The following is a 23,132-nucleotide window of genomic DNA, read 5'->3' on the forward strand; positions in this document are numbered from 1 at the left end:
GTTTCCCCACCACTCCCTTTTTTAAAAATAAGAATACCTATGAGTACCAATTACAATCTAGAACGCAGCTTGGTGGCCAAGGTCATCATGCAAGACATGTTTAAAGTAAAAGCTGGCGAATCGGTTGCCATAACGGCCGATTCAGGTAATGATCCAGAACTTATGAATGCCTTTGCTGCCGCTGTTTATGCGGTGGGGGGAAAGCCTTTGTTAATGTGGACACCCAAAGCGGGGAAAGATGGGCAGGCCGGTATAAAAGATTGGCCAGAAGAGGCTTTAACGGCTGCTTTGAGCAATGTAGATGTTTGGTTAGAGTGCAATTCTACCATTCTTTTGTATTCGGATATATGGGAGAATGCCTTTAAGAATAACAAAAAATTACGTTATTTGATTATTGCCGACTCTAGTGTGCAATCGCTTTTAAGAACTTTTACTGGATACAATGTACCGGACTTGAGCAAGATGCTGAACAAAGTGCGAGATATGGTTCTTGACTGTAAAACCATTCGTATTACAAGTGATAATGGTACGGATGTATCTTACGATATTAACCTAGATTATTCTTTTGATATTGACGATGGCGATTTTTCCATGCCTAAATTTGGTACGGCCCCTGGTTATGTGAACATTGTTCCTAAAGTAGGAAGCATGAACGGCACCATTGTTTTTGATCTGTTGATGAACGCCAATGTCTACGGAACCGACAATAAGCTGGAGTTTATTATGAAAGACGGTGCTATTTCAGATGTAAAGGGCACGGCAAAAGAGGCTGAGAATTTCAAGGAATATTTAGCTTCGTTCAATGACCCGAATATGTACAAAATATCACACAATATGATAGGGCTTAACCCAAGTATTAGAAAAATGAGGGGAGAGATTGTTGAGGATGAACGTGTGTGGGGCGGAGTAGATTTTGGTTTCGGACATACCAGCCCTATGGATATGCCACCGTTAGGCCAAGTTGCCAAATCTCATTTTGATGGTATCGTTGGTAAAGTAAGTATTTATTTAGATGATATACAGATTGTAGAAAATGGTATCTACACACATCCAGCGCTCAAACCACTGGCCGTAAAATTAATAGGGGATTATTAATGTTGAAAGAGGAAGCACAGATTGCCGATGATTATTCAAGAACGAAAGTTCCTGAAGATAAAACAGTCAACGGCATTCGCATTGCTTCTATTATCATAGGTATCGGGGTAACTCTGCCCGTTTTCTTTGTTGGTTCGGAAGTTACTCAGGCCTTAGGTTTGGAAAAGGCAATATGGGTCTTTATGGGTGTTTGCATTGTGCTTAGCCTCTTGTGTTCTGTAACGGCAATTATTGGGAGTAGGACTAGGTTATCTACCTATATGCTTCTTCATTTTTCTTTTGGAAAAAAAGGGGCATTGCTCATAAATTTATTGGTGGCCATCACCCTTTTGGGATGGTATGCGGTCACGGTTGAAATTTTTGGACAAGCATTGACAGATGCTTTTTCGCAACTTTTGAACATCTCCTTTCCGGTGCCTGTTGGAATACTATTAGGGAGTGTGTTAATGACGCTCACCTCTATTTATGGTTTCCGTATAATTGAGCGATTTTCGTCTGTTGCAGTGCCTTTAATGCTCTTGTTTGTAGTGTATGTACTGTATGCAACTACTACCCAAAATAGTATGTTTACCCTTTTTCAAATTGCAGGGAACGGTTCTATGACAACTACGCAAGCCATTTCAGCAGTTGTTGGTATGGTAATTTTAACGCCCGTATTAATGCCTGATTACTCCCGTTTTGCTAAAACGGATAAAGACAGCTTGATTTCAATTTTAGGATTGACCATTGGTTTTCCTCTAGTATTGTTGGCCGGTGGAATACCGAGCCTTATTACGGGCGAAATAGACATTATGAAAATTATGATTGGTTTAAGCCTGACTATTCCCGCATTGTTTATTCTCATATTTTCAACTTGGACTACGAATACGGCTAATCTATATTCAACACAGCTAACCTTGTCAACTGTCTTTACAAAAACAAAAGAGGCTAAATTGGGTCTTTTGGCCAGTATTGTGGGAACCCTTTTGGCCCTTTTTGGAGTCGCCATTCATTTTATAGATTTTTTAAATGTTTCAAGTATATTCATTCCGCCCGTATCTGCAATTTTTATTACCGATTTTTTCTTTGTGAAAAAACAGCAATATGATGTAGAGCGTTTTAGTGAACTACCTGTATTTGGTGCCTATGCATTAATTAGCTGGGTTGCTGCTTGCATTGTGGCGTATTTAGGGGCTTTTGATTATATAACGTTTACATCAATTTCGTTTTTCGATTCATTTATTGTTGCATTTGCATCATATCTAATACTTAAAAAAACACTTAACTAAATGTTGATTACAGATTTAGAACCCAAAACCATTTGGCAGCACTTTGAGGCCATAAACGCCATACCTAGGGCATCGACTAAAGAAGAGGTAATCATTAATTTTATGATGGCATTCGGGAAGTCGCTAAACCTAGAAACGTCAGTGGATGCAATCGGGAACGTTATTATAAAAAAACCGGGAACCAAAGGCAAAGAAGATTGTAGAACTATTGTGTTGCAAGGACATTTGGATATGGTACATCAAAAAGAGGCCACTTCAAATTTTGACTTTGAGACCCAAGGCATAGAAATGTTCGTTGATGGAGATTGGGTAAAAGCAAAAGAAACCACATTAGGCGCTGATAATGGTATTGGTGTAGCGGCAATTATGGCTGTACTAACATCCAACGATATAGAACATCCGCCTATAGAAGCCTTGTTTACCATTGATGAAGAAATGGGGATGACCGGTGCAATGGCACTAACAAAAGAACAGTTACAAGGTTCTATTTTGTTGAATTTAGATTCCGAAGAGGACGATGAAATTACCATTGGCTGCGCAGGTGGGGTAGATGTTGCTATTGATGGCCCGTTTGATATAAAACTGCTTGATGCCAAGGAATATAGTCTTAAAGAAATTAAGGTAAGCGGTTTAACCGGAGGTCATTCAGGAATGGATATTCATCTGAACAGAGCCAATGCCATATTGGTACTGACCGAATGTTTGGAGTATTTGATTTCACAAACCGACTGTAGGTTGCACAGTGTAGACGTTGGTACTTTGACCAATGTAATACCAAGGAACGGTTCTGCCATTATTGCAATTAGAGAAGACAAATATGAACTATTTGCCCAAGCATTGAAGGATATTGAACAGGTGCTTAAACAAAAATACTTGAATACCGACCCCGACTTGAGCATTGAAGTTTTTTCATCAGAAAACACCATGGGTGTTCTGGATGTCAAAACTCAAAAAAAAATGATAGAGGCCGTATTGACGATACCCAACGGGGTATACGCTATGACGGAAGGTATAGAAGGTTTAGTGCAGACGTCTAACAATATAGCTATATTTAATGTGGGTCAAGGCAGTTACCATATAGGTTGCCATACCAGAAGCGCTATAAATGCTGAACGTGATGAACTTGTAAGCAAGATAAGAGACTGTTTCCCTTTTGCCAAAGTCTCTGAAAACGGTCCTTATCCTGGGTGGGAACCAAGACCGGACAGCGAGTTGTTGGCATTGGCCACACGCTGTTATTGGGAGCTGAACGGAGAATTTGCGGCTATAAAATCTATACATGCCGGTTTAGAGTGTGGAATATTGTCGGGAACCTTCCCTGATATGCAAATGATTTCTTTTGGCCCTAATATCTTAGGAGCACATTCTCCAGAAGAACGGTTACAGATTAGCTCTACCCAAAAATTTTGGAAGTTGCTGACCAAATTACTTAAAGAATTGAAGTAAAATACGGAACATGGCAGAGAGCAATCAATATACCAGTACAAAAGTAGAGCCCAAAGATTTTACCTCTGGGTGGCTCATAGCCTTGCTTATAGCAGGTACAGGTCTTACGCTCCCAATACTTTATCTAGGCTCTGAAGTTGCGTTGGGTATAGGACTTAAGGATGCATTATGGGCCTTTGGTATAAGTACTACGGTATTAACGGTAATGTGCTTGGCAACGACAAGAATAGGTAACCGTTCTCGTCTTTCTACCTATATGATACTCCATTTTAGTTTTGGTAAGCAAGGGGCCAAAATCATGAATACTATTTTTGGTATCACCCTTTTGGGGTGGTTTTCTGTAGCCCTGGAGTTATTGGCCATAGCCGTTGCGGACACTGCCTTCGCTACGTTTTCTGTAGTGTTGCCACAGTGGATTATAATCTTGATAATGGGAGCGTTGATTACCGCAACAACTTTTCGTGGGATACGAAGCTTGGAGCGATTGGCAAATATGGCCGTGCCGGTATTGATGTTATTTTTAATCTATGTTATTTATATTTCTTTTGACCAGGGCATGTCTTTTCAAGAGGTGTTGGATTTTGTGCCGGAAAACCCGAGTATGACCTTATTTGAAGCTACTTCCATACTGGTAGGTTCCTCTATTCTTTTCCCCGTTTTGATGGCGGATTTCTCCCGTTTTATATATAATGACAAACAGAGTATGATCGCGGTGCTGGGCATAACGATCGGTTTCCCCATAGCTTTGATTTTAAGTGCTATCCCATCTATACAAACAGGTGAAGTGGATATTATAAAAGTTATGCAGGAATTTGGACTTGTATTGCCGGCATTCGCTTTGTTATTGGTTTCTACATGGGTAGGCAACGCCTGTAACCTCTATTCTACGGCGCTCACTTTTTCTACGGTAAAGACTGGTTGGTCCTTTCAAAAAATGACCTTGATATCAAGTGTTTTTGGTATTCTCTTTGCGCTGCTCGGTTTTTCAAATTATCTATTCGATTTTTTAAGTTTTCTGGGTGTTCTGGCGCCTTCTATTTCCTCAATCTATATCATCCATTTTTATTGGGTTAAAAAACAACATTATGTGTTGAGCGAAATTGCAGAATGGGAGCCAAAGGCATTGATCAGTTGGGTTATTAGCTCGGGAGTAACCGTATTTACCTATTTAGAAATTTTTCAACTGACCCATGCTTATTTTATTGATTCGTTTCTGCTGGGAGGATTGATTTATACCCTTTTGCAGTGGAAGGAATTAAGGAAGGGTGAAATTTAAGCGGCTAAAAGCATGAAAAACTAATGAATGGGATTCGGTTTTCAATGAATTAGGGGATTCCGTTAAATTTCTTAATGAAATGTTAATTTTGATATTCATGATTTCAACACCCTTTTAATATTTCATTTTGAATTACGGTTTACATTATTTATTTATTCTCCGCTATTGGTTGTTTATTTTGAATTATTCTTACCATAGGCGCTCTATTGGTAAAAATAACTCCGGTATTTTCCTTTAGATCAAGAAAAAATGCATTTACTTTATTGTAGATAAATATACCTACTTCTGTTACGGATTATAATACGTGGTAAATCTAAAGCGGCCTTAAACCCGGTTCTTTGGTTTTATTTCTACCCCCATTTTTTCAATTTGAAAAACTAGGCTTATGAAAAAATCGTTGTTAATCATTCCGTTTTCAGTTCTTATGCATTTGTGTATAGTTAATGGGGTACTTTACTTCATGACCCCGCTTACATATTTAGAAGGAACCAATGTGCTCTATTATAATTTGGCTTGGTTCATAGCGGCGTTTAGTCTTAATTATTACCCTACGGAAAGACGTGAGAGGTTTGAAACCAACCTGGGTAAATATTTTAGATTGCTCGGTATTTTTGGGCTCGCCTATTTTGCGCTTTACGGCTTCAAATCTAATGGAATATATGCTTTTGAGTATCGTGCTTCGGTCTATTTGGTCATTTGTTTGTTTATAACCATTTATAGGTCTTTGTTCTATTGGGTTAGGACAAAGTATAGATTGTACGGAGGAAACTTTAGAAACGTAGTTGTGGTAGGAAGGGATAAAAACCTTAAGAAAATCAGGAAGGTTTTTGACCAACCGGAATTAGGTTACAGGTACAAAGGTTTTTTTGATGACCGCCCTTCTGTGAGTCCCACATATTTAGGAAAAATGAACGACTGTTTTAAGTATGTCCTGGAAAATGATGTGGATTATATCTATTGCGTTACCTCTAACCTTTCTAAAAAGGAGCTGGAATACCTAATTACCTTTGCCGATAACAACTTGAAAAAGTTAAAGATCATACCGGACAACAAGGAAATTTTTACGCGTTCCATGTCTATTGAACTATATGATAATATACCTGTTCTGGCTATGCGTAAATCTCCGTTGGAATTGGAATATGCTCCAATAATCAAAAGAACTTTTGATCTCTTGTTTTCTTCCTTTGTAATTCTCACAGTATTGTCATGGCTTACGCCCATCCTATTTGTTCTTATGAAGTTAGAGTCAAAAGGGCCATTGTTTTTTAAACAAAAAAGGCATGGGGTAAATAGAAAAGCATTCTGGTGTTATAAATTTAGATCAATGACCCAAAATGCGGAATCCGATACTTTAATGGCCACTAAAAATGATATGAGGGTCACCCGTATAGGTAAGATATTGCGTAAGACCAGTATTGATGAGTTGCCACAGTTCATAAATGTTTTTCTTGGAGATATGAGCGTAGTGGGGCCAAGACCACATATGGAATCTCATACGGAAATGTACGAAACCTCAATTGACAAATATCTGGTAAGGCACTTCGTAAAACCTGGGATTACCGGTTTGGCACAAATTAAAGGATGCCGCGGAGAAATTATTAAAAAGGCGGATATCATAAACCGAATCCGATTTGATATTTTTTATACGGAAAGCTGGTCTTTGGGGTTAGACCTGAGTATCATTTATTCAACTGTAGTAAATGCCGTAAGAGGTGAAGAGAAGGCATACTAGCCAATTTTCAGTCTGTAAAAAGTGAGAAATATCATTCTAGAAACAAGCGTCACTTTTAAAAGATGCTTGTTTTTTTATGCCTTCATATGGCATTCTCCCCTTACCGACATCATCAAGCCTTGGTAATGCAGTTATAATTCTGTTGGTTACAACAATAACAGGGTCCAAAATTACGTTCAGTTTAACTACAAGGTAAGTTATCCCCTACAAATCAAATCTCTTATCTTACATTTCGTAATACGTAGGACTTTATGTTAAAACCAAAGATACCTCTAAACGAAGAGGACCGAATTAAAGCACTTGAAAGTTTCGAGATTCTAAATACCTTGGAGGAAGAAGAATATGATGCCATTACCCGTATAGCGGCAGAAATATGCAATACTCCAATGGCACTTGTGTCTTTGGTAGATTCAGATAGGCAGTGGTTTAAATCCCACTATGGTATAGACGCTACGGAAACCCCTCGTGACCTAGCCTTCTGTGCGCACGCTATAAATAATCCTGAGGAATTGTTCATTGTAAAAGATTCCAGCAAGGATGAACGTTTTGCGGATAATCCGCTGGTTACAGGAGGGCCCCAAGTGCAATTTTATGCAGGTGCACCGTTAAATACAAAGGACGGGTTTTCCATAGGTACTTTATGTGTTATAGACACTTTGCCAAGAACCAACTTCACCCCTAAGCAGCAGGCTTGTTTAAGGTCATTGGCCAATCAGGTTATGGCTCAGTTAGAGCTTAGACGTCAAAACAGTCTTCAACAGATTATAAATCATGAACTTTCCGTTAAGAACAATCAGCTTAAGCACTTTACATATCGCTTGGCACATGATATGAAAACCCCGTTGCAAGGTATTGGCGCTTTGGTAAGTTTTATTAAAATGGATTATCTACATCTATTAAAGGACACAGAAGTTCCGGAGTGGCTAGATACCATTGAGGATAGGGTTAGTTATATGGAAGCGTTAATTAATGGTATTATGAACTATACCAATATAATGAACAGTGAGGTTGAATATAATGAGTTTCATATTGCAACTGAGCTTAACCATATTTCACAGGAGTTGGGCAAGACATCTCATATTAGTCTGACTCCCATAGGTTGTGACTGTACCATTGTTCACTCCTTAAAAAGCTTCAATCAGATTTTTTCCGAATTGATTTTAAACTCCATAAAATTTTCCCGCCAAGAGTTAACAGAAATCAAAATATCTTTTGCGGAGGATGAAAACAGTTATTCATTTACTTATGAGGATAACGGCCCCGGTATTCCAGAGAAATATTGGAAAAAAGTCTTTGTCATGTTTGAAACCTTGCGGAAAGAAAACCCTACGGATACGGGAATAGGTTTGGCTACTATTAAAGCTATTATTGAGAAATTGGGAGGTACTATACTATTAAGCAATAGACCTGAAAATTGTTCGGGAACTTATTTTCAATTTACTCTTTTGAAGTAAATAAAAAAAGGTTTCAAAAGTAAAAACTCTTGAAACCTTATCATACTTGGTGGAGAATACCGGAGTCGAACCAGTGACCTTTTGCCTGCCCGAATTACTAAAAGCAATTCAGTTAGAATCAAAATGTATCACATTTAATTGGTAATCACCAATTTATTTAATTAAACCAATTTTTTGCAATCTCGCTCTCTGTGTTTAAGCCCATATAGTGAATATATTCATTTTTTGAAGCATTATAGACGTAATCATTTCCCCAATCTAGATGGTTATCAGCTACCTCTTCAATAGCTTTACAAATAAATTCAATTTCGGCATTAGTTATTGTTGGGTGTATTGACATTCGTATCCATCCAGGACGCTCAACCAAACAGCCCTCAAGAATTTTCTTTTCTATCGATTTTGAAGTAGGTTCATCTACATTTAAAAGATAATGCCCATAAGTGCCCGCACAAGAACAACCTCCCCGGGTTTGAACCCCAAACCTATCATTCAATAATTTTACTATTAGGTTGTAATGAGCATCGTCTATATAGAAAGAAAATATTCCCAAACGCTCGGTATGGTTGGGTGCCAATAATCTTAGGTTTTTGATTTTTGTTAATCTTTCAAAAATAATAGCATTTAATTCGTGCTCTCTATCCATAATATTCTGCACGCCCATTTCCTCTTTTAGCTGAATAGAAAGAGCAATTCTAATGGCTTGAAGAAAACCTGGAGTACCACCATCTTCCCGGGTTTCTATATCATCAATATAATCATGGTCTCCCCAAGGGTTTGTATAACTAACGGTACCACCTCCAGGATTATCAGGGACTAGATTCTTATATAATTTTTTATTGAATATCAATACTCCCGAAGTACCAGGGCCTCCTAAAAACTTGTGTGGTGAAAAGGTAATGGCATCTAGATATTCATCGTCATTTTCTGGATGCATGTCAATATTAACATAGGGCGCTGAACATGCAAAATCAACAAAACACAAACCATTGTTTTGATGCATTATTTTGGCAATATCATAGTAAGGTGTTTGAATGCCTGTTACATTGGAACAACCGGTAATAGCCGCAATTTTTATTGGGCACTCTTTGTGGCCCTCAATCATCTTTTCCAAACTTTCAAGACATGGCAACCCTTCTGCATTTGAAGGAATTACTTTTACTTTTGCAATGGTTTCCAACCAAGAGGTTTGGTTGGAATGATGTTCCATATGCGACACAAAAATGATAGGACGTTTTTCTTCAGGAACAATGGTGTGGTCTTTTAAGTTTTCGTTTAGTTTAATTCCAAGAATACGCTGAAATTTGTTAATGGCACCCGTCATTCCTGTGCCAACCGTAATTAAAACATCATCTTTTGAAGCATTTACGTGCTTTTTGATAATATTTCTGGCATTATGGTAAGCATGCGTCATCACGCTTCCTGTAATTGAGGTTTCGGTATGGGTGTTGGCAACATATGGACCTATCTCATTTAATATTTTTTCTTCTATAGGTCTGTACAACCGGCCACTTGCTGTCCAATCAGCATAAATGATTTTTTTCTTTCCATAAGGCGATTCAAATTCCGTATCGATTCCAATTATATGCTGCCTGAAAGGTGCAAAATAAGATTCAAGATTTGTTAATTTATCTTTGTTAACCATTTTTCTAAATATCATATATTTTTAATCCTATATGATTTAATATTTATTAATTATAATTTTTCCGGAAGAATTGAATTTAACCAATCCATGTGATTTTATTTCTTTTAAAAAATTTATAATTTCTTTTCGCGACCCTTTTTGTTCTAAAAAAATAAACTCCCTATTTATTTCAACAATTTCTACACGATGTTGGTTAATTATTAAAGAAGTTATAGGGTTGTTTAAAAAGTAATCATAAGAAATTTTATAATAGGCCAGTTCATTATATATAACTTCAGAATCAATATAATTCTCTACTTCAATTGTATATTCTTTGTTTCTAATTAACTCTATAACACTCGCTAATTGGCTATTTTTTGATTTTACAATCAAGACAATCTTTAATGCTTTTTGTTTTTCTATAGTTATACTATTTACACTTTCAATATGTATAAACTTTTCAGAAAATGTCTTTAATATATTTTCTAATACTCCAAAGTCATTTTTTACGTAAACAATTAGTATGTTTTCTGTGCTATCATTAATTGTTAAATATGAATCAATATTCATTTTAATGACTATTTAAATTTTGAAACACCTTCTTTTAACCAGGCGTAATATTCATCTGCATCAGGCGTATACGCAACCGGTTCTAAAAGGTTTTGTTCATCATGCCCCATTAACACATAAAAAGGTTGTGAATTTGCTTTATATTTAAGTGTTTGTAATTCACTCCACTTTTGTCCAATATACTTTAACTTTTTTCCTGGTTTAAGCTTTGAATCTGTTACTTCATGATCCTCTAAAGGACGTTTATCATCTACATACAATGAAATTAACACCACTTCATTTTTAAGGATGTTCAAAATCTTTGGCTTAGGCCACACGTTTTGTTCCATTTTTCTACAATTTACACATGCCCAACCTGTAAAATCTATCATTACGGGTTTGCCTACTTCTTTTGCATAGGCCAATCCTTTATCATAATCGTTAAAGGCTAAAATATCGTGAGGTGCTAGTAAATGTGCCCCTTGCGGAAGTCCTTCATGCGAGTCTAAATCGAGGGGAGTACCAAGTTTGGAATACCCTACGCCATAAGGCGACTCGCTATATTCTAATGGTGGTGGGAAGGCACTTATTAAATTTAGCGGCGCACCCCAAAGACCTGGGATCATATAAATAGTGAATGATAATACTACAAGTCCTAAACTTAATCGTCCAACTGAAATATGTGTCAATGGCGAATCGTGCGGAAGCTGTATTTTTCCGAAAAGATAAAACGCCAAGGCACCGAATATGGCTATCCAAATGGCCAAAAACACTTCACGTTCCAACAAATGCGCTTGTAAAACCAAATCGGCTTGTGACAAAAATTTGAATGCCAAGGCCAACTCCAGAAAACCAAGTACCACTTTTACCGTATTTAACCAACCGCCAGATTTAGGGAGAGAATTTAACCAACCTGGAAATGCTGCAAATAGCCCGAATGGTAATGCAATGGCCAATGAAAAACCTAACATACCAATAATAGGTGCCAATCCGCCTTTAGAAGCCGCCTCAACTAGTAAAGTACCAACAATAGGTCCTGTACAAGAGAACGACACAATAGCTAAGGCCAGTGCCATAAAAAAGATTCCAATAAGTCCACCTTGGTTTGCTTGCGAATCAACTCGATTCGCCCAAGAGTTTGGTAGCATAATTTCAAAAGCGCCTAAAAACGACACCGCAAAAATGACCAATAGCAAAAAGAATATGATGTTAAACCAAACATTGGTTGCCAATGCATTTAAAGCATCGGCGCCAAAAACACCAGTAACCGCTGTACCTAAAAGTACGTAGATTACTATGATAGAAATACCGTATATAATGGCGTTTTTTATACCTGCTGCCTTGCTTTTACTTTGTTTAGTAAAGAAACTCACCGTCATAGGAATCATTGGGAACACACATGGTGTTAACAATGCAGCAAATCCAGATAAAAACGCTATGAAAAAGATAGACCAGAGTCCTTTGTTGGAATTTTTACTTTTTGGCTTAGTTGCAGAATCAATCGAGACACCAATAGTATTTGAGGCCGTTTTATCTTCTGAAATATTAAAAACCAAGTCGACTTCTTTTGGTGGCAGGCAACGTGTATCGTCACAAACCATAAATTCTACAAACCCAGTGATAGATGTTACGCCTTTTTCTACTTTTATTTTTTGTTTAAAGGTTGCTGTGTTTTCAAAGAATTTAATCTTCATTTCAAAAACGGGGTCATCTACTGTATGGCCCGCTTCCTCTGAAGTGTTTCCTGTGATTTTAAAGGTCCCTTCGCTATCATCATAAACAAACGTGGTAGGTATTGGACCATCTTCTGGTACCGTTTGCGAGTATAAATGCCAGCCTTTTTCAATGGATGCTTTTGAAACCAAGACATATTCAGTCTCCGATAATTTTTCAACACTTGTTGTCCATGTTACCGGATCTAAAATTTGGGAGTTGCCTATTGAAAAGGCTAATAACACGATTAGAAAGATTAGTTTCTTCATTTATGAAATGTACTTTACGCTATTTGATATTAAAAACTAAATCAACTTCGGTAGGTGGCAAGCATCTACTATCATCACAAACCATAAATTCTACTGTTGCATTAACCTTAAATGGTTTTTTTTCTTTTATTAAAATGCGCTGCTTAAATAAAGCTTTAGTTTCAAAAAATTTAATTTCCATATTAAAAACAGGATCGCTAATCGTATGCCCTTCTTCCTCTTTTGTATTGCCCTTTTTTAAATAATTGGTGCTACTTTTAAATAAAAAAGTTGTTGGAATAGGCCCGTCTTCGGGTACTGTTTGTGAATATAAATGCCATTTTGCATCAATGGTAGCTATGGCCATTAAATCATATTCCTTGTCTGAAATCTTTACGACCTTTGTTGACCATTTTACAGGTTCTAAAATTTGTGAATTACCAATTGCAAAAACTAATAAGACGAGTATTAGAACAGCTTTTTTCATTGTATTAATTTAAGGTTGTTTTTAAATTTTTTAAAAGGGTTATTTTGATAAACAACCCTTTTTTATCTTTCTATTCTGATTTAATTTATTGGTTAGCTAATTCAAACCATTTAAAATGCATAAATTGAAAGATAATTCCTTCTAATTCAATGGGTTGCCGTTATCGTCTAACGAACCCGACTTGATTATAATTAACTTGTTTAAATCTATATACTTTTTAATGGTGCTATTGACTTGTTCTAAAGTTACTGCTTCAATATCTTTAGTATATTGGTCGATATACTCAGGTTCTAAACCTCTTTCAACAAAGTCTAACAGAGCACCAGCTAAACCACCAGTAGTAGAAAGACTAACTTTAAAACTTCCTGTTAAATTTGTTTTTTTAGCGGCTAACTCTTCCTCTGTTACACCTTGTTCAACCCATTTTTTAATTTGTACCATGGTTGCATCTAGCCCTTTTTGAAATAAATTAGGGTTAAAAGAGGCATTAACATACCAATAGCCATCTACATAATTATGACCAGAATGCCTTGCGTTAATACTATAAGTTAAGCCATCTTCATCTCTTACAGTACGCATAAGTCTCCCAGAAAATCCACCACCTAAAATACTTGTACCCATGTAAAAGGGTAAATAGTCTTTATCCATTCTTTGAATTCCTGTATACTGTCCTATATACATTTCTGCACTTGGTTTTTGAGGAATTGTAACCACTTTAGTTAACGCGTCAGCTTTATTTGTTTTTTTAAAATTGGCCTTAGCTTTAACTCCTCCGGTCCATCCTTTGAAGGCGACTTTAAGAGCTTTAGATAAAGCTTTCGTGTCAACATCTCCAACAGCTACTAAATGCATATCTGCTGGTCCGAAATATTTTTTATGAAATACTTTCAATTCATTTAAAGTTACTTTATTCAAATTATCAATTGATGTTTGAATATCGGTTGTATAGTTAGGGTGTCCTTCTTGATAAATGGCTTGAGAAAGTGCTATTGAACCTTGAGTTCCAGGGTCTGTTAACCCACGTTTCATGCTGCCTTCATTTTGCTGTTTTAGCAGATTGAATTCTTTTTCGTCGAATAGTGGAAATCTTAATTCTTCAGCTAATAAAGTAACAACTTCATATAAATCTTTTTTCAAGCACTTAAAACCTATTCTCATGTCATGAGTGCCCGCACTAACTCTTAATGTAACACCTAACTTTTCTAGTTTTTGAGAAAATTGAAATTTATCGTGATTTAAGGTGCCTTTACTTAGCATTTGTGCTGTTAAGGATGGCACCATTTCATTACCATTTGTATTTAAATAATCTCCGATAGGAAAACTTGCCGATACGGTTAAAAAGTCTTTTGCTCCCGTTTTGGCAGTAATTACATCAATTCCCACAATGCTCTCTCGAGTAAATTTCTCTCCTTTATCAGATATTTCAATGGTTTGGTATGCTGAAGTAATCTCAGAAATTACTTCTTGAGATACCATATCAGAATTTGTAGGACAATCTTTGCTTGCATGCTCTGGATTTCTGTAAAAATATTTACTATCATCATTGAGCATATAGTTAGCAGGCTTTTGACCTACAGCCTCATTCCCTCCTGGTACTTTTGGGATAAAATAGCCTGTTGTACTTTGGTCTTCTAATAAATACGTATTTGCAACACGTTTTACATCCTCTGCTGTAACTTTACTAAGCCTTTTATTTGCATTAATGTAGTCTTTCCAATCGCCTCCTGCGATGGCTTCATTTAATTCCCGTGCAATACTGCCCGAACCATCTCTAGATAAAATGGTTTGCGCATTAAGCTTTGCAACAATGCGATCAACATCTTCTTGAGTTACACCATCGTTTTTTACTGTGGCTATCATCTCAAGTAATTGTTCATTTATCTCTTCATGATCTTTATCCGGTGTAATGCCTAGTGAAACACTCAATAATCCTACTTCTTTAAAATTTGAAGCGCTTGAATATCCATAAAGAGCTATACCTGTATCTACAAATGTTTTATTAAGAATAGAAGACGTTCCAGAACCTATAATTTGACTTAACACTTGTAATGCAGGTAAATCATCATGCATTCTACCTGGTATTTTATACCCTATTGATACAATGCCTTGTTGACCAGGTTTCTTAATAATTATTTTTCTTGGTCCCAATTGATCTGGCTCTGTTGTATAAGGTTGAGGCATATCATGTGGAGCCTTAGTGATTTTGCCAAAATACTTGTCAACTAAATCAAAAAGTGATTCTTTTTGAAAATCTCCAATAATGGTTAATGTTGCATTATCTGGCCAATAGTAAGTATTATAAAAATCTCTTAATGTTTCTATAGGCATCTTTTCAATGTCTGAGCGCCAACCAATAGTATTATGATGATAAGGATGTGCCATATAAGCTGTAGCCCACATTTCCTTATTTAACAAACTATTTGGGTTATTTTCACCGCGTTCAAATTCATTTCTAACCACAGTCATTTCTGATTCTTTATCTTCTTTTAATAATAAAGAATTTCGCATTCTATCTGCTTCTATATGAAGTGCTGTCTCTATATGGTCACTTGGAATGGTTTCATAATAATTGGTTCTGTCATACCAGGTAGTGGCATTCATTCTTGCTCCAATACTATTCAATTTACTATCGATGGATGTACCTTTTCGTTTATTAAAGGTAGGTGTACCTTTAAAATTTAAATGCTCTAATAAATGTGTAGAACCGGTATTACCTGGTACTTCATGTTTAGATCCAACGCGGTAAACAATTTGTACTGTTACTACTGGAGCTGCATTATCTTGAACTAATAAGATGTTCATGCCATTAGGCGTGTACAAATATTCTTCTATACCCTCAAGCTCGGTCACTTTGGTAAATTTTGAAGCAGATTCTTGTGCACTTAAGAAAAATGATGTCAATAACATTGACAGTATAAAGACGTGAGCTTTTAAAAACGTTTTACTTATCATTTGATTACTATTTTATATTTATTCATTTAAATTACAATGGAGTAAAAATCTTAATTTACCCTAACAAAGGATGCTACTTTTATTAATGGCCAAATAGTTCCTTTAACTTGGCATCTAGTTCTTCTTTCTTTGGATTTCTAAGTATGATTTTTTCATTGTCATCCATTAAAAACGCAGTTGGTAAAAATGGCACACCATATTGCCTAGCAACCTTACCCCATTGATGGTCTGCACCAGTGTCATTTAAGTGCATCCAAGGTGTTTTATCCTCTTCTATGGCCTTTCTCCATTTTTCTTCCGCATCAGCAGTTCCAACACCAACAATTTCAAACCCATCTTTCCCGTATGTTTTGTACAATTCTTTCAAATGCGGAAAAGAAGCTCTACAAGGAACACACCAAGAAGCCCAAAAATCAACCAATTTGTACTTAGCATTTATTTTAGATAGTGTTATTTCCTTGCCGTTTACATCATTCAATTTAAAATCAGGAGCAATGGCTCCTTCTCCTAAGTTTTTGAACAAATCATTATAGGTCTTCTCGTAATACTTAAACATAGCAGTATGTTTGGCATCACCTTTAAATATTGGGAAAATGGTTTTCATTTCTTCTTTAGACATGCGTCCTTCGCTAAACTGAAAGTTTAAAACCCAAGGTGCTACCGCAGACTCTGGATGATCTTTTACATATTGAATCATAAAAGATCTTCGTTCATTTTGCTGTTCGTTTTGCAAATCTTTAAATTGACTGCTCCATGCTTGAAACGCTTCTATTTTAGTTTCATCTTTAGACTTATAGGCTACTTCTAATTTGGGTCTTATCGTTTTTAAAATGGCAAATTTATCTTGGTTCGTGATGCTATCTATTTTCGCTTGCTGTAGGTCATAAATTTCCTGTAATGCTGAACCTGTAACTTTTGCCTTAAGCTCACCACGATTTGACTCAGTTGTATCAAAATTTAATGCAATAGTACTGTTCTCTAAAAAGAATGTACTTCTAAATTCATCACCTATTGTTATGGATACACGATCAGGATGCTCAATAATTCCTTTGAATTCAAAAACACCGTTTGTCATTTGGGTGCTATCAATGATTATAGGCTCAGCTCCTCTATCTATAAAATTAGTTTCTAATAATTTTACTGTGCCTAGGTCTAGACCTCTTACAGTTCCTGTAATAGTATAGCCCTCAAAAGGCTCTTCTTTTTTACAATTCGTAAAAGCAAATATTGCAACTAAGCAAAACGTTAATGTATATTTTGGTTTAAATCCTATTTTCATGATTAGCATTTATTTTAATAATTCTTCTAAAAATTTAAAAGCATCCTCTCCTCCTCCAACAAATCGTTTTACAATATTTCCTCTGGGGTCGATTATAAGTTTTGTTGGAAAGCCTTGTACGTTAAATCGGGTTACAAAATTATCAGCGGTGTTCTTTTTGGTGCTAAGTATCTGTTGCCAATCATAGTTGTTCTCATCAATAAATTTTTGGACTTTTTCTTTCGTGTCCCCAGAATTAATGCCTAAAACAACCAGTTTATCTTTGTGTTTTTCTTGAAAAACTTTTACTTCTGGCATTTCTTTTACACAAGGGCCACACCAAACACCCCAAAAATCTATAAGCACATATTTCCCCCTTAATGAATTGATATTAAATTGACTACCATCTAATGTAGCTGTTGTTTTAATTAAAGGAACAGGAGAACCTTCTTTGGTGTTCTTTATCCCCGCTATTCTGGTGGCTATAGTTTTATAATCTTCATGTTCTGATAAATCTGTTGATAACCCATTAAATAAGGCTTCAGCTTGTATTTCATCAATATGTCTTCTTCGTAGCAAATCATTTAAATACCACGTGGCAGCCAATGATTTTGGGTTGCTTTTAATATGGGTAACTAGTTCATCTGTATTCTGGTCAAAGATGCTATTTGCCTTTTCTTCATTCTTAGTTATAATTAATGAATCTTTTTCATGTGTATTAGCTACAGCAATGTTTCCCATTTCATTATAGTTTGGAAACGTTAGTTTATTTACTGCAGCCAAAGCATCATTAAATTTATCGCCACTAGGGTAGGCATTCATAAAGTCTGTGGCTTCGCCTGAAACTTGAATATCTGCTCCAGGAAAGGCGTAAAACATGAAATAAGCACATTTAACTGGGAAATAACCTAGACTATCAGCCGGAATCTTAAATATCTTTTTATCTGGACCTTGAAAATCTGGATAAGCAGTAATTAGCGTTAGTTTAGAAATAGTGTCAGAAAATTGAATTTTACCATTTATAACTTTAATCGTATCTGGAGGAGTTTCTTTTGTGTATTCTTTATCTGGGTGCCTAAAGAACAAATTACCTGACAACCCTTTTATTTCTCCAGTTAAAGTAAACTGATTAGGATGTGTTTCCTGCGTTTTACAAGCGACCGCAATTATTACAATTAGCACCACAAAAAATATTTTTTTGAATGGTTTTTTCATTATATCAAATTTTATATTAAAACAATTAATTATATAGAGATTACCGCCATACTTAATTATAGCTACAACCTAAAATAGTATCAGTGAGCATGTAAAAGAGAGTATAGCCATTAAATATGGCATACTAGATATTGTTAAAAAAGTGAAGGTTTTATAAAGTTTCCAATCATCTAATTTTTTTAGATGATTGGAAACTTAGTAATTAATTATAACCAGGGTTTTGTTCTACAACATTACCTCCAGATTGAATAGATTCTGATGGAATAGGTAAAATAAATTTATCAGGATCAGTCGCAGAAGGTTTAACATCGGATACTTGAAAACCAGATCCAAAACCATCAGCTGCATCATAACGAACCAAATCAAACCATTCTTCTCCCATTTCTGTACCTAACTCAACCCATTTTTCAACTCTAACAGCTTCTAAAAACTCAGGTAGTGTAATATTTGTTGGGTAGGTTTCAAAACCATCAGCACCAGTTGTAGTAGCTCCAGCTCTTGTTCTTACAGCATTTAAAGCTCCTAGTGCATCAGCAGTAACGGTATTTTTTGCTCTAGCATCAGCTTCGGCATAAATTAAGTATAGCTCTGCGATACGCATATGGTATAGCATTTCAAAAGTCTCTTCCGGAGAGAAAAACTCTGCAAATTTACCAGTACCTCCAGAGAAGTCCTCAAAGAACCGATTATTATCATCGTAACTAATAGTTTGACCATTAATCACAACATTTTCCGCAAAAATATTACGATAATCATCAGTAAGTTCTGCATAATCTCCACCCCAAAAATTACCTAACCTTAAATCTTCTTCATTTGTAATACCTCTTGAACCAAAAAGGAGCTCGTTTGAATTAAAAAGGGCATCATTAGTATTATCAAAAATCTCAGCAACTGTAGCGGCCAATTGAAAATCACTACCTGAAGTGTCAAGTACCTCTTTTGCTAATGCGGCAGCTTGAGGATAATTGCCTTGATATAATAACACTTTCGCTTTTAGAGCTTTTGCATAAGACTTGTTGATAAAGTATTTAGCTCTTAAATCTGGCGCATGTGCTATAGCATTGTCTAAATCTTCCATAATAATAGCATAACTATCTGCTACGTTATTTCTAGGAAATGCTTCATTTGATGTTGCTGGAGCGGTTTTTACCACGATTCCAAAATTAGAATTCAAATCATAAAATTGGCCCCAAAGACGTAATAAATAAAAGTGAGCTGTAGCACGCATGCCTTTAGCCTCTGCGATTATTTCAGTTTTTCTATCGGGGTTAGAAAATGTAGCTTCTGGTATATCTTCAATCCCTTCAAGTAACCAATTGGCATTATTGATAATACCATATAATCTTGCATAACCACCTCTCATATCAACGGTACCCGTTGCAAGTGGAACATTAATTGAAATGGCTTCACTTTCAGCATCTCTACTAAAACCAGGTTGCGCTACACCACTTAATAATGACGGTATAATGTAAATATGTGGGTTTCCTGCGCCTATAAAAGTTCCAAAACCAGCGTAAATACCAGTTAAGGCAAGTTCTGCAGTAGATTCATTAGTTATTTCCGTAGCTCCTAAAGAAAAAGGGCGCTCAAAATCATCTATTTCTTCTGCCAATTCACATGAACTAAAACATGTAATCATTAGAATTAATACCAGGGTATATATATATATTATCGTTTTCATTTGATACATTTTTTCTGATTAGAAACTTAATTGAACTCCAAGAGTGAATGTTCTTGCCTGTGGATAGGCAAAACCTGCATCAGTACTTCTAGATATTGATGAGCCGCCTGGAGCTACGGTAACGTTCTCTGGGTCTTGACCGGGATAATTAGAGATAGTAAGCAAATTGTTGCCACTTAATGTGAACCTAACTGTACTAAGGCCCATATTGTTAACCACATTTTGCGGCAAATTATAGCCCAACCCAAGGTATCTTAGTCTTGTGTAAGAACCATCTTGTACATCTTTTGAAGTAGCACCTCCAGATGGTCTATGTGTACTAGAACCCAATCTTGCATAAGTGGCAGAGGTATTATTTTCACTCCATGTATCCAATACTTGAACGGGATGATTAAAACTTAAATCTATTCTGCTATTTGCAAATCTGCTTGGGATGGTCCACTCCCTACTGTTTCCTTGTACAAATTGAAAATTGAATGATACATCAAAGTTTTTGTATGTTATCTTATTATTCCATCCCCCAAAATAATCTGGGTTAATATCCCCTAAATTCTTGCGGTCATTATCTGTAATTTCTCCATCACCATCAATATCTCTAAAAATATAATCTCCTGGAGCCCTTAGACCACTAAAATAATTCCCATTTGGAGCAGCTGTATTTAAAGCATCTATTTCATCTTGAGTTTGTGCTATGCCTGCTACATCGTAACCCAATATATAACCAATGGGTTCTCCTTCTTGAATACCATTTAGTGCTGGTAAAAACGGATCATTTTCATTGGTTCCGCCTTTTAAAGCATCAACATTATTTTTAATAAAAGAGATATTAAAATTAGTATTCCATGTAAAATCTTTGGAGCTAATAACATCTGCACCTATATTAAATTCCCATCCTTTGTTGGATACGTCGGCAACGTTACCAAAGAAATCTTGAAATCCGGTTTCGTGTGGTACCGGTGTTAGTAAAATAAGGTCGCTTGTATTCTTTTCAAAATAGACAGCCTCCCCATTTATACGTCCATTGAACAACCCAAATTCTAATCCTAAATCTAGTTGGTCTGTAGTCTCCCATTGTATATCTGGGTTTGGCAAGTCTTGTACAGAAACACCATTTATGCCGTCATAAAATGTGCCGATTCCTAAAGTAGTATAGAAAGCTTGGTACGAAAATGCCTGTATGTTATCATTACCGGTTCGTCCTAAACTCGCTCTTAGTTTTAATCTACTAACAAAACTTTCGTTATTAAAAAAAGTTTCATTGTGTATATTCCATCCAAATCCTGCAGAAGGGAAAAAACCGCGTCTGTTGTTGGGTCCAAATTTTGTAGACGTATCGTTTCTTGCTGTAAACGTAACTAAATAACGGTCTTTGTAGTTATAATTTAGTCGTCCAAAAATAGAATTTAAGCCTGTTTCGGAAGTGTTGCTTCCAAAATCATAGGCATCAGTTGCAGAATTTATGTCAGTAAGTTCAAAATCATCTGGAAAACCAGAATAATTCTGAGTTTCAAAATTTAAATATAATCTATCCCATGACAAACCTGCAACTACATCTAAGCGATGGTCTTCATTAAGCGTTGCATTGTAATTTAATGTATTGCTAAACGAAGTTGTATAGCCGTCTGTAGTTTGGTTGGCTTTAAATGCGCCTTGAAAGTTTCTGCTTTGAGATTCTAATATGGCACTAGAGGTAAACGACGGATGAAATACTGAACTTTTATCGTTATTTAAACCAACATTAATTTGTGATCTTAGTTTTAAGTTTTTAACTAAATTAAGCTCTCCGTATACCGAAGCTAAAACGTTTTGCGAAATGGCCCGATCTCTAACTTTACCTAAATTTTCTACTGGATTTATAAAAGTACGACCTCTAAAACCGTTATTAGTTTGTACTTCGGTAGCGTTACCATCAGTATCATAAACACCTAGGTCTGGTCTAAAATTTCCATTATTTAAGGATAAAAGGCCAGATTGATTATTTTTGCCATACGTATAGTTTATAGAGGCACCAATTTTAAAATTATCTTTTATTTGAGAATCAAAATTTGCGCTTAAATTATACTTTGTAAACTTATTCCCTATTAAAAGACCTTCTTGATTATTTATTGATGCCGAGGTAAAATAATTTGTTTTTTCCGAACCACCGTTAACACTAAAGTTATACTGATTCCATAAAGCGCCCTTATTCAAAATTTCATCCTGCCAATCTGTATCTTCTTTTCCAAAAAAGTTTTCAGGTTCATTTATTATAGCAAAGGGTACTGTAAAAGCGGGTTGAAAGGATGGTGGTAATCCATCAAGAATTATTTGAGCTTGCTCTGAAGCAAATGCTTTGTATTGTTCGGCATTTAAATAATCTTCTTTCCGCGTTGGGTTTTGAAATGTTGTATTTGTTGAAAAATTAAACTGAGGCGCTTGATTGCGTTTCCCTTTTTTTGTAGTGATTAAAATAACACCGTTAGCAGCACGAGAACCATATATAGCAGCCGAAGATGCATCTTTTAAAACATCAATACGTTCTACATTATTTGGGTCTAGTGCCAACAGCGGATTTTCTCTATTTCCTGCACTAGCACCTAGTCCAAAATTTGGATTTACAACAATAGGAATACCATCAATAACGTAGAGCGGTTGATTATCCCCTATAATTTGACTTAATCCTCTAATGTTTACAGAGGCCCCGGTTCCAGGGGCCCCAGAATTAGATTCAACAAATACACCGGACAATTGGCCAACTAAAGCTTGATCCACGGTTTGAGATTGCACTTGGGTTACTTGCTGATTTTTAATAGAACCAACAGAACCTGTAAGATCTTTTCGAACGGTATTGCCATATCCTACTACAACCACCTCATCAAGTTTACTAATATCTTCTTCAAGAATAAAATTAATGACCGATCTGTCATTTACAAGTTCTGTAGCCGTTTTATAACCTAGGTAAATGGCGGAAATACGCCGTGTTCTATTGTCTTTTGGTGTGTAGGTTAAGGTATAGTTTCCATCAAAATCGGTGCCGACGCCTTCTTTATAAAACCCTTCATGGTTGTTTTCGCCATACACAATTAATACACCAGCAAGTGGTACACCGTTTTTATCGGTAACTGTTCCGGTTATGGTTTGTTGTTGTTGTTGTTGTT

At 36.0% G+C, this 23,132-nt stretch carries 15 protein-coding genes; 6 read left to right on the forward strand and 9 right to left on the reverse strand.

Features of this window, described 5'->3' with window-relative positions:
- The first annotated feature begins 39 nt into the window (after nt 1-39).
- From KO513_RS11940 to KO513_RS11965, 6 genes are all read left to right on the forward strand, one after another.
- Nucleotides 40-1,095: a hypothetical protein gene (locus tag KO513_RS11940; RefSeq protein ID WP_038236437.1), complete on the forward strand. Its 1,056-nt coding sequence runs from the start codon at nt 40-42 to the stop codon at nt 1,093-1,095.
- The gene (locus KO513_RS11945) at nt 1,095-2,363 is read left to right on the forward strand and encodes a purine-cytosine permease family protein (protein ID WP_215913558.1); all 1,269 of its coding nucleotides are present in this window, start codon (nt 1,095-1,097) and stop codon (nt 2,361-2,363) included. Before KO513_RS11940 ends, KO513_RS11945 begins: the two co-directional genes overlap by 1 nt.
- Nucleotides 2,364-3,809 (forward strand): aminoacyl-histidine dipeptidase, encoded by a 1,446-nt coding sequence (locus KO513_RS11950; protein ID WP_215913559.1) that lies wholly within the window; start codon nt 2,364-2,366, stop codon nt 3,807-3,809. It begins immediately after the preceding gene.
- Between the two features lie 10 nt (nt 3,810-3,819).
- Nucleotides 3,820-5,085 carry a purine-cytosine permease family protein gene (locus KO513_RS11955; protein ID WP_215913560.1) on the forward strand — a complete coding sequence of 422 codons (1,266 nt, stop codon included), beginning with the start codon at nt 3,820-3,822 and terminating at the stop codon, nt 5,083-5,085.
- A gap of 385 nt (nt 5,086-5,470) precedes the next feature.
- A complete protein-coding gene (locus KO513_RS11960) occupies nt 5,471-6,817 on the forward strand; it encodes an exopolysaccharide biosynthesis polyprenyl glycosylphosphotransferase (protein WP_215913561.1) in 1,347 nt (448 codons plus the stop codon).
- Between the two features lie 251 nt (nt 6,818-7,068).
- Nucleotides 7,069-8,271, forward strand: a complete 1,203-nt coding sequence (locus KO513_RS11965) for a sensor histidine kinase (RefSeq protein ID WP_215913562.1) — start codon at nt 7,069-7,071, stop codon at nt 8,269-8,271.
- Between the two features lie 157 nt (nt 8,272-8,428).
- On the opposite strand, the gene KO513_RS11970 is transcribed toward KO513_RS11965, so the two are convergent.
- The 9 genes from KO513_RS11970 to KO513_RS12010 all read right to left on the reverse strand — a co-directional run.
- Nucleotides 8,429-9,928: an aminotransferase class V-fold PLP-dependent enzyme gene (locus KO513_RS11970; RefSeq protein WP_252735776.1), complete on the reverse strand. Its 1,500-nt coding sequence runs from the start codon at nt 9,926-9,928 to the stop codon at nt 8,429-8,431.
- 21 nt (nt 9,929-9,949) lie between these two features.
- Nucleotides 9,950-10,462 carry an acetolactate synthase small subunit gene (locus KO513_RS11975; RefSeq protein WP_215913563.1) on the reverse strand — a complete coding sequence of 171 codons (513 nt, stop codon included), beginning with the start codon at nt 10,460-10,462 and terminating at the stop codon, nt 9,950-9,952.
- Between the two features lie 8 nt (nt 10,463-10,470).
- The gene (locus tag KO513_RS11980; RefSeq protein ID WP_215913564.1) at nt 10,471-12,423 is read right to left on the reverse strand and encodes a protein-disulfide reductase DsbD family protein; all 1,953 of its coding nucleotides are present in this window, start codon (nt 12,421-12,423) and stop codon (nt 10,471-10,473) included.
- A gap of 19 nt (nt 12,424-12,442) precedes the next feature.
- On the reverse strand, nt 12,443-12,889 hold the full coding sequence (locus KO513_RS11985; protein ID WP_215913565.1) for a protein-disulfide reductase DsbD domain-containing protein: 447 nt from the start codon (nt 12,887-12,889) through the stop codon (nt 12,443-12,445).
- 141 nt (nt 12,890-13,030) lie between these two features.
- The gene (locus tag KO513_RS11990; protein ID WP_215913566.1) at nt 13,031-15,841 is read right to left on the reverse strand and encodes a M16 family metallopeptidase; all 2,811 of its coding nucleotides are present in this window, start codon (nt 15,839-15,841) and stop codon (nt 13,031-13,033) included.
- An 82-nt stretch (nt 15,842-15,923) separates the two neighbouring features.
- The gene (locus KO513_RS11995) at nt 15,924-17,120 is read right to left on the reverse strand and encodes a TlpA disulfide reductase family protein (protein WP_215913567.1); all 1,197 of its coding nucleotides are present in this window, start codon (nt 17,118-17,120) and stop codon (nt 15,924-15,926) included.
- A 9-nt stretch (nt 17,121-17,129) separates the two neighbouring features.
- Entirely contained in the window at nt 17,130-18,314 is a 1,185-nt protein-coding gene (locus KO513_RS12000) for a TlpA family protein disulfide reductase (protein WP_215913568.1), read from the reverse strand.
- Nucleotides 18,315-18,516: 202 nt separating this feature from the next.
- Nucleotides 18,517-19,995, reverse strand: coding sequence for a RagB/SusD family nutrient uptake outer membrane protein (locus KO513_RS12005; RefSeq protein WP_215913569.1), 1,479 nt, complete (start codon nt 19,993-19,995; stop codon nt 18,517-18,519).
- Between the two features lie 18 nt (nt 19,996-20,013).
- Nucleotides 20,014-23,132 (reverse strand): SusC/RagA family TonB-linked outer membrane protein (locus KO513_RS12010; protein ID WP_215913570.1); only part of this gene is annotated, 3,119 nt, incomplete at its 5' end.

This window comes from Zobellia sp. B3R18, assembly GCF_018860715.1.
Taxonomy (GTDB): domain Bacteria; phylum Bacteroidota; class Bacteroidia; order Flavobacteriales; family Flavobacteriaceae; genus Zobellia; species Zobellia russellii.